Consider the following 10,781-nt stretch of genomic DNA (forward strand, 5'->3'; position numbering starts at 1 on the left):
CCCTCTATTCTCCTTTAAATTCTAATTCTTTGTGGTAGTAAGTCCCAATTCTCAAGATACGTATTTCTTCATGCAAAGGCAAAAGCATACTGACTAAAATGATCAATGTACTTGGTATAGTCAAAAGCAAATTTGGAAGAGGTAGGAAGAAATTAATGAAATAGGGTAAACCAATAAAAACGATCAGGTAGAGTGCTCCTACGTTAGACTGTAAGGAAATGTAATGTTTCAAAACTTTTAAAGTTGCTTTCCCAGGCTGGATATAATCTAGGTATTCTCCTTGACGTTGTAAACGTTTCGCTGTTTCTTCTGGTTCTAAGTTGATATAGGCAAATAAAATTGCAAGAAGATAGATAGCAAGCAGGTAAAAGGCTAAACTTAGGGGTTTTGTAAAGTCAAATAAACTACCAAAATTTTTTGTAAAACCATGTCCAAACCAGTCTAATACCAACTGAAGCAACATAATAACACTCGAGGCATACATAATAGGCATCCCCCCAGAAGGAAGAAATTTGATAGGGAGGTAAGATTTGCCATAGTAACGACTACTTAACATGACTCGATTTAGAGGCAAACGAATTTCAGCTCTCTCGCAGACCACGGCAATATAGCCCAAGAGCAAAAATGAGATCGCCGCACCCACTAGAAATGCTAGTCCTTCTTTAGACAAAACAGATTGTCCTATCAATACCACCAATTGGTTAGCAAATTGTAGCAGAATTCCTGAAATAATAATAATTGTCTGCCCGCCTACTCCCTTGCTAACATTCAAACCAGCCAACCAGATAATAACAAAGCTTCCTGCTACAACAGTTGCTAGTACAGCCATATTATAAATCCAATCATCTACAAGAAGCAAAAAGCGTCCATTTTCCGAACGAGCTGTGTACATAACAGCTATCCCCTGTAACACGGAAAAAATCAAAGTTAGAATTTTTTGCACAAAATCCGCTTTTTTCAATGACCAGGACTGGATATTCCAACTTTTATTCAAGTTGATGACTTGCCAGACAATCATCGTCGTAATCCATGGACCTAATCCCAGAGAAAACATGGAAATCTGAGAGACATCTACTCCTGCCAAGGAATACAAATAGGCCAAGGGATTTTGCTCAGTTATTTGCGAAAAACCTGTATTGCCATTGTATCCTGGAAGTAAAATATGGCGACCAAGTAAATAGATCGCAATGATCAAAATTGTAAAAATTGCTCTTCGGAAAAAAATACTTGTTCGTTTCTGTTTCTTAAGACCGAAATGTTTCATCTGTCATCCTTTATTCTTTATATTTAGCAAGTCTTGCGATCATTTTCTAGCAATGTTCATGCACCATCGTAACAGCAAGACAACTCAAGAAAACAGGCTCATCCCACTGATAATCAAGATAGGATTAACTGGCTTACCATGATATTTCACCTACGAAATACAGGAGCACCTCATGAGTGTAAATCTACTTGGAGCTTCTCTTCTATCCTTGAATATTTTCATGTGAGAACACCTGTTCTTCCATTTTTTCTATTTGAACATTATCAAATGCATAAACGGATTTACTTAATCCTTAAAATTTTTATAAGTATATCAACTCTGTCACCATGATTGACATCTAAAAAACCATTCCCATACCAAATCTCTGAAAGGTAAGGAATCTTACGCTTTCTCATCTGATCGTAGTCCTTCGAAAGTTGAATGGATTTTATCCGATTTTTCTCATTAAAAAATCATTTATAAAAATTTCCAGTGCCTACTATTGTAGCATATTTATCAATTATTTTCAAACACGACCTCTCTTTTTATAAGTGTGAAGAGCACTTTATGAATTTTGAACAAAATCCATTTGGAATAGGAGTGACTATTCTAAACATTTGTTTACTATTACAACTCAGACGAAAAAGACCAGAGCGTCACTCTGGCCTTTTCCTGTTCAGTTTAGCTTGTAACTAAACTTAGTCTTCTTTTTTGCGAGTAGTAGCTGCAAGACCTGCACCTAAGCCCAAGAGAGCCAATCCTGCTGCTAAAGCTGACACCTGAGACTCACTTCCTGTATTTGGAAGGTGACCTTTTTCAGTTTGTGTCACTTTTTCTTCTTGAGATTGTGCTCCTGTTTGAGCCAATTGGTGCGCATCTGGATTGACAGGAATTTGTGGATTTGGTCCTTCTTGTGCTACAGCAGTTCCCACTTCCACGATACGATCTTGTGCTGCTACCTTATCAAAGGTTTCCTTTAGAGTGCGTTTCCCATTATCCACTTCGATGAGATGAACACGTACACCTTTTTGGCCTTCTTGGATCACACGAGTTTGCCCTACTGGAAGTTTATCGTTCTTACGTTCTTGAACTTGGAAATCAACTTCCTCTTCTTCCACTAGGAGCTCTGGCTTGTGATGAACCAAATCTTTGACACCATCAAGCGGTTGAGCCGTACCACGTTTAGTTCCTACTTCCACGATACGATCTTGCGCAACTATCTTATCAAAGGTTTCTTTCGATGTACGCTTACCGTTTTCGACTTCTACTAGGTGGACACGAACACCTTTTTGACCTTCTTGAAGAACACGACTTTCACCCACATAAAGTTTGTCAGTCTTACGTTCTTGAACTTTGAAATCAATTGCCTCTTCTTCAACTAGAAGTTCTGGTTTTTCATGAACCAAATCTTTGACACCATCAAGCGGTTGAGCCGTACCACGTTTAGTTCCAACGAGAAGAACCCGGTTAACAGGAGCCTGAAGCACTTCACGGAGTTTCTCTTCACGAGTTCCGTCTGGACTAACAGATGTAAGAATGCGTTCCTTACCAACTTGTCCTTCTTGTTCTACACGACTTTCACCTACATATAGACTTGGATCTTCTTTTTGAACAGTCTGGAAGGCAAGTTCCTTTTCGACAACCTCAAGACTTGGATTCTCTTCTTGAATAGCAGGGGCTGTTTTCTCAGAAACTGGTTTTTCCTTAACTAGTTGGATACGGTATTCCTTGACCTGTTTTCCACTTTCTGAAACGAGGCGAACAAGTACTGGAAGGCTATCATCGCCACTATCTACAACTGTTGAAGCTACTTGATTGCTTTCTTGAACGGTCACTTTTGGACGTTGACCTTTATAGGTTACTTGATAGTTTTGACGGTTTTCAGCGAAATCAGGAAGGTCTTTTCCATCTACAAGAATCTTCGATTGAGTGCTTTCTTGAGGCAATTCGCTTGGTGCAAGGAAGGTCATCTCAATCATTGCAACACCGCTCTTGTCTGCTTTACGCTCCATACGCCATCTCATGGCTTTGGCTTTCACAGCTTTAAATGTTACGTTAATTTCATCTCCAGCTTCAATGTCTTTATCCGCACGATAAGGAACAGCTTCCCAGTTATCTGGATTGTTGAATGGATGGCCTGATTCGTAGGCTTGGTAGTTTGAATAGTAGGTAGGCACTTCAAAGTCTGGACCAATATAGCGTTCCAAAACGAGTTTAGATGGTGCATCCGTACCACTATCTGCAAAGAAATGAAGTTTGGCTTGCGCAACAGTCCGTTCGATAATCTTGCCATTTTCACGGAAGATTACACCTGCTGATACTTCTGGATTAGAAGATGGTGTTGGAGACCAGTTTGTCCAACGACGATTTTCATTGTGGTCTCCATCATTGATATAGTCTACACGGTCATGTGAACTTGGATCAGTATCATTGGTTGCAGAAGCAAAGGCTTGGTTACTGTTTTCATCATAGTTAGGGTTGTTTGAGAGAGCCTCACCAAGTTTGTCCGTCACTCGTACAGCGAACTCAGCAACAAGGTCACTACCAAGGACACGGCCTCGAACAGTAAATTGACCTGCTTTTGTCAGATTTTCCGCTGGAACTTCTTCCCATTCAACTGCCAAGTCTTTTGTTTCGTAACCGTCTTTACCTGTGAAGTAAACAGGAACCTTAGCTGGCAATTCAAGTGGTTGCCCTAGTTGCAACAAGCGAGCTTGTTTAACCGCAGCAACTGGTTTACGAGAGAGCAAGTCTTTATCCTTAGTGAAGTGCAGACGATATTCTCCTAAGATGTCGCCATTTTCAGCCTTAGCGATAACACGAACTGGCTCACCTTCACGAACGCTTGGAACGACCGTCGCAAGACCATTGTTGCTAACACTTGCCGTTACTGCAGGAACTTTTCCACCTGCAGACTCAAGGTAGTAGTCTGTCAAATCAGGGTTGAAGTTTGTTAAGTCTTTACCGTCAACTTTGATTCTTGTTTGTCCTTGTTTGGCTGCTGCGACTTGTTTCGCAAAGATTTGTACTTCTGTGATAGATGTTCCTTTCTTGCTATCAAGTCGAACCATACGAATACGGACAGCATAGGTTTCAACTTTGTCAAAGCTGAAATGATTCATTTCTCCAGCCTTGAGTTGAGCTGGGGCTTTTAGATTGGTAACTGGTTTCCAGTTGGCTGGATCGTTAAATACATGGTTTTCCTCACCTACAAAGCTAGGGTTTTTAGGTGCTGTTGGAACAGTCTTACCAACATAATACTCGATCACATAAGACTTCGGCGCACCAACTCCATGGTCTTCGTGGAATCCGACACTTAGATTATCAACAGAACGTTTGCTCAAGATACCTGAATCTCCAAACAGAACACCAACTGAAGCTTCTGGATTACTACGATTCCAGTTTGTCCAACGGTTAGCTGGGCGATCATTAAAGGAAATCAATTTATCGTTGACATTTGAAACTGGGTCGCTTGGATTTGAGTCTGAAGCAAAGGCCAGTGGCAATTCTGAACCTGTCCATTGGTCAGAAATGTTTGCCCCCTGCTCAGTTTGAGCAGACACACGAACATGAAGTTTGGTAGTTAATTGCGTACCTTCTAGGCGACCAGTGACGGTAAAGACACCTTCCTTAGCGTATTGGTCTGATTGAATCGCATCCCAAGTAACCTTAGCTGATGAAACGTGACCATTTGAATCGTAGGTACGAACACTTTCTGGTAATTGCGGCGCTTCTGCGATTGGAGTCGTCACACTGACTTCTTCAACTGAAACGATGCCTTCTACAGAGACTTTGGCACGCGCTTCAAGGTCAAGGCCTTCAACTTTACCTAGCACTTCAAAGGTTTGATAGTGATCGAGTTTTTCTTTTGGAATAGCTTCCCATGTGACTTTGTGAGCTTTAGGGAAACCTTTGTCATACTCAACTGTTACTGTTGATGGAAGAGTAGGTTCTTGATGCAAGTCTGTTACTACGTTTACTGGACGGATAGATTGGGCTACTTTTTTCTCAGTGTTGGCCTGAATCGTGAGATTGATTTGACCTGTAGCCCCCTCATATTCTGCTTTGAGAGTGACTGTTCCTGGCTTATGCAACTCAAGCATTCCTTTACGAACTGCGACTTCCCCTTCACCACTTGTAGAGAAGGTTACTTTATCAGCTGGTAATACAGCCTGCGTTCCATCTTGATAGTGAGCGAGAACAGACAATTTCACTGTTTGGTCTTCTTTTAGAGCATCAGCTTTCTCCACTTGTAGGCTCAAATGGTCAATTTTTGGTGCTTCTTCAAGGAATTGAATCGCATAGGTTTGAAGCGGACCACCATCTTTTGGTTGAACAAAGATGCTTGCACGCATACCGTTTGCTGTACTTGCTTGAAGAACTGTAACAGTTGCATTTTCAGCACTTGCTGTGACTTCTGGCAATTGTGCACCATAAGCAAGAGTGCGGTATTGCATTGGATGTTGACTAGTGAGGCCTGTAACGGCTTCACCACCAACACTTACAGTTGGCACTACAGGTGCTGCAGGATTGCCTTCTTCTACCACAAGGGTAGCATGAACGGTTTCGCCTCCTAGTTGGCCAGTCATTTGAATACGTGATCCTGCAACTGAAAGTTTGGCTTTATCTGCTTCCGCAATCTCCCACTTATCCACTTCGTATTCTTGAACGCTTCCATCTGTTACAGCGATAGAAACGTATTTATCAACAGCATTCAAATCTGTTCCTGGAGCAACACGTTTAACAGTTGGTAGTTCTTTGGCAATTGCTAGAATCTCGACACGTGCCTCTACCTCACGTCCGTCTGCCATGCCTTTAACTGTCACAACTCCAGCTTGGCTCACATCAACAGAAGACCATGTTACTGGACGTTTTTCACGACTGCCATCACTGTAGATAAAACCGACTGTCTTCGGCATTTTTGGCTCTTTCTCAATAACAGTACGTACTTTTGGTACTTCTGTCCCGAGAACAGTCTTTTCTTGGTCTTCTTTTTTACCAGTAAAGACAGTTACTTGACCAGATTTCAAGAGATCAGAGTGGGCAGTAAGGGTGAATTTGCCTGCTTGCTCAGTTGATTTGACAATGGCAACCCCTTTACCGTTAAAGGCTCTGCGAATCCAAGAACCATCTGGTTGTGCCTTATAGCGTTCACGGCTGGCTTGTTCCCCATTATCGACACCGACCAGTTGACCTTGTCCATGCAATTGGAAACGAACCAAATTATTGGCAGTTGGTACCACATTTCCTTCACTATCTACGATTTCGTAGTAGATGTAGGTTAAGTCTTTTCCATCTGCTGCGATTGCGTGTTCTTCCTTGACGAGACGAACTCCTGCTGGTTGGCCTGCAGTGGTAATCTTGTCACGAGCAATTTCTTTTCCAGCTTCATCGCGAGCTACAGCTTCCAAAGTACCTGGTTGGTAAGCAACCTTCCACTCAAGATAGAGTTCCTTAGCATTGGCACCCTCTTGGTAGGTACGGCCATCACTAGTTTGTTTTTTGTTGAACTTTTTAACACCGAGAGATTGACCGTTCAAGAACAATTCAACGCTTGTAGCGTTTGAGTACGCACGAACTGGGATTTTTCCGTCTGAATCTTCAACCTTCGATGCCAATTCTCTATTTTCCCAGTTCCAATGAGGAAGGAGGTGAACCATTGGTTTCTTCTTAGCAGAAACCCATTGGCTTTGGTAGAGATAAAAGTCATGTTTTGGAATACCGGCTGTATCTACGATACCAAAGTAAGAGCTCTTAACGGGAGTTTGGTTTTGGTTGTGCCATGGTGTAGGTTCACCGATATAGTCCGTACCTGTCCAGATAAACTGTCCAGCATAGCCAGCGTTGTCACGGTCAAAAGTCCATGAATCTGTCGCCGTTTTACCCCAGCCAACTCGGTCATTACCATAGTCAGACTGTTCGTAATGACGTTCAGGTCCGTTACTATGTTTCAATTCACTTTCAGGACGATAATAGCTACCACGTGTACGGGTTGCTGAAGATGTTTCTGAACCGTAAATCAACCATTTTGGATGTTTCGCACGAAGTTTCTTGTAGTTATCTTCTGAGTAGTTGAAACCAACTGCATCCAGTTCATTAGCAATTTTCTCATGATCACCGCTACCATCACCAAAGCGGAACTTATCTGCTCCCATGGTAACATAACGTGTAGTATCAACATCTTTAATCACTTTTACTAAGCGTTTAACCGTTGCAAGAGAGTGAGCATTACCGTTAGCTTCACCGATTTCATTCCCTATAGACCACATGAAGACAGCTGGGTTATTTTTGTCTCTTTCGACCATGGTACGAAGATCGTAGTCAGACCATTTTTCACCTTTTCTAGCTTCTGGGTGAGTGGCATCTTTTTCAAAGAAACGTCCGTAGTCATAAGGTTTCTTGCCATTATACCAAGTATCAAAGGCTTCTTCCTGAACGAGCAAACCAAGTTCTGCTGCGATTTGCAAGGTCTGTGGACTTGCAGGGTTATGAGTTGTACGGATGGCATTAACGCCCATCTCCTTCATTTGTTTGAGACGACGGTATTCTGCCTTATAGTTTTCTTCTGCTCCAAGTGCTCCGTGGTCATGGTGCAAGGAAACACCATGGAATTTAATGCGTTCACCATTCAAAGAGAAACCTTCATTTGGAGTCCAGTGATAGTAACGGTAACCAAACAAATCCTTCTTAGCATCAACCAATTGACCGTCACGGTAAACACGCGTAACCAGTTCATACAAGGCAGGTTTGTCATTTAAAACTGTCCAGAGTTTTGGTTGTTCAACTTCTAAAATCGCATCAAGGCTTGTTGATTCATGTGCTTTCAAGGTACGACTTGCTGTACGAACCACGCCTGTTACAGCCTGACCACCACGTTCAACGATTTGATATTCTGCCACAAGTTCATGGTCTTTATCATCTGTATTGACGATTTTGCTGGCTACATGAGTTTCAACCTTGCCGTGTTGCTGTTCTTCAAGTTTTGGCGTTAGGATGGTTGTCCCATTTTTCTCAACATGAACCTTATCTGTCACTTGTAAGGTCACATCACGGTAGATACCACTACCTGAGTACCAACGGCTACTTGGCTGTTTGTTGACTGCATGGACAGCAATTACATTCTCACGACCATCTTTGTGAAGATATTTGGTGATATCGTATGAGAACTGATTATAACCATTTGGATAATGCCCCACTAACTGGCCATTGACATAGACTTGAGAGTCCATATAGACACCATCAAAGGTGACACGAACATTTTTCTTGAGATCTTTTTCATCAAGTTTAAAGGTCTTGCGATACCAAGCTTCACCACCATTGAGCTGTCCCCCCTCGTTTTGGGCAGGTGACTGATGGTCAAAATCGTTAAAGATACTCCAGTCGTGTGGGAGATCCAATTTTTGCCATGTTGATATATCGGCATCTGATTTCACAGCTTCTTTGGGGTTTGCGTTGAGCTTAAAGTGCCAATTTTGATTAAAATTCACTTTTCTATCTTCAATCATTTGATTCACTTCTTCATTTGTCGCAGCTTTCAACTCTTCCTTGACAGGCTTTTCTTGACTTGAAGCTTGAGATTCTACCTTTCGAGCAGTTTCTTCAGGTTTTAGAGATGCTTTCTCCTCTTTTGAAGCTACAGGTTCATCTTCTTTCACCTCTGGTTTGCTTGCTTCAATTGGTGCAGCTTGACTTTGGTCAATACTTGCAGCATCCTTGTGCTCTGCTACAGCTTGATTTTCTTTTTCCTCCACTGCCGGACTTTCCACAGTGTGAGTAATAGGAGTTTCATCCGCGAAAACTGGTGATTCTCCAACGACACTTCCTCCAAATAGAACCGCACAGGTTCCAATCATGACAGAGCAAGCGCCTACAGCAAACTTACGAATACTGTAGACTCTTTTACGATTCCAATGGCCTTTTTTCATAAAATCCTCCTTTAGTAACCGCTTCCATTTCTTTGTAAGCGTATTACTTTTTCATAGCCTTTTACCCTTATTTTATAAAATAATATAGGAAATTTCAATAACCTAAACACAAAAAATCATATTTTTGATTGTTTTTTCTAAAATTTGTAGAAGATTCAAAAAATGTGAATGTAGATTTAGAACAGAAACAAACAACTTTTTTACACTCAATAAAATATGATAAAAAAGTTCCCTTTCTAAGGAACTTCTTCTATTTATAATTTAATATTTCCCCTGCCAACTTATCAGCTAGCTTGGGAAAGAGAGTATAAAATATGTGAGCTATATTGAGCAAAAAAGGAAGATTGAGTTCTCGTTTATTTTTTCCTATGGTTTTGACAATCTTTTTAGCAACCACATCTGGTTCTAAGAGAAATCGGTCAACAGACTTGAGGTAGCTTCCATCTGGGTCTGCCTGGTCAAAAAATCCTGTACGGATAGGACCTGGATTAACAGTCGTCACATAGATACCATAGGGCATGAGTTCAAGGCGTAGCGCATTTGAAAAACCAATAGCCGCAAACTTGGTTGCTGAGTAAAGACTGGACTTACCAGTAGCTATCAAGCCTGCCATGCTGACGATATTGATGATATGTCCTTTTCGGCTCTTCTTCATATGACGAGCAATAAGACGAGACAGATTCATCAGAGCAAAGGTATTGACCTCGAACATCTGGTGAATATCTTGATTAGAAATCTTGTCAAATTCTTCAAAAATTCCGTAACCAGCATTGTTAATCAAGACATCAATCTTTCCATAACGAAGATAGAGGTCAGTTACTAACGTTTCTAGAGCTTGGTCATCAGTAATATCAATCTCAACTAATTCTGTGTGAGAATGATTTCCGTAGAGCTGAGCTAATTTTTCCTTATTTCTACCAAGCAGAATCAGTTGGTCATTTGGCAAGAGTTTGACCATTTCTTGGGCTAGACCACCACTGGCACCTGTAATGAGAATCGTAGACATACTTATCCTTTCTCAATCTTCTAGATTTCAACTTCTTCCAAGTCTTTGACTACATGGACATTTTCAAAAATACTAGTTGCATCTTTCTTGAGCTGACTGATATCTTTTGAGAGAAAGCGAGCACTGATATGATTGAGCAAGAGGCGCTTAGCACCGGCTTCTGCTGCCACTTGTGCTGCCTGCATATTGGTTGAGTGACCGTGATTGCGAGCAATTTTTTCATCTCCCTTGCCATAAGTCGACTCGTGAACCAAGACATCGGCATTGACAGCTAGACGTACACTGGCGTTGGTTTTTCGAGTATCACCCAAGATAGTGATAATCTTACCAGGACGAGGAGCTGAGATATAGTCAGCAGCCTTGATTTCAGTCCCATCTTCGAGAACAACATCCTTGCCGTTTTTGATTTTTCCAAAAAGAGGTCCAAACGGCACACCAGCAGCCTTAAGTTTTTCAGCATCCAAGGTACCTTCAAGATCCTTTTGCATGACCCGATAACCAACACAGAAAATAGTGTGGTCCAGTTCCTCTGCATACACAGTGAATTTATCGGTTTCAAGGATTTTTCCTAGAGAATTTTGGTCAAACTCATGGAAATGAATCTTAT

3 protein-coding genes and 1 pseudogene are annotated in these 10,781 nt (G+C 41.5%); all 4 read right to left on the reverse strand.

All coding sequences use genetic code 11. From position 1 onward, the window contains the following. Nucleotides 1-4: 4 nt before the first annotated feature. Nucleotides 5-1,264, reverse strand: coding sequence for a preprotein translocase subunit SecY (locus SORDD05_RS08970; protein WP_000680147.1), 1,260 nt, complete (start codon nt 1,262-1,264; stop codon nt 5-7). 677 nt (nt 1,265-1,941) lie between these two features. Next, entirely contained in the window at nt 1,942-9,168 is a 7,227-nt protein-coding gene (gene bgaA / locus SORDD05_RS08975) for an LPXTG-anchored adhesin/beta-galactosidase BgaA (protein ID WP_061419231.1), read from the reverse strand. A 250-nt stretch (nt 9,169-9,418) separates the two neighbouring features. After that, nucleotides 9,419-10,174 carry an SDR family NAD(P)-dependent oxidoreductase gene (locus SORDD05_RS08980; protein WP_061419234.1) on the reverse strand — a complete coding sequence of 252 codons (756 nt, stop codon included), beginning with the start codon at nt 10,172-10,174 and terminating at the stop codon, nt 9,419-9,421. Between the two features lie 20 nt (nt 10,175-10,194). Next, nucleotides 10,195-10,781, reverse strand: a pseudogene (locus SORDD05_RS08985) (MBL fold metallo-hydrolase); the annotation flags it as partial.

The organism is Streptococcus oralis, from assembly GCF_001578705.1.
In the GTDB taxonomy this organism is placed as follows: Bacteria; Bacillota; Bacilli; order Lactobacillales; family Streptococcaceae; genus Streptococcus; species Streptococcus oralis_J.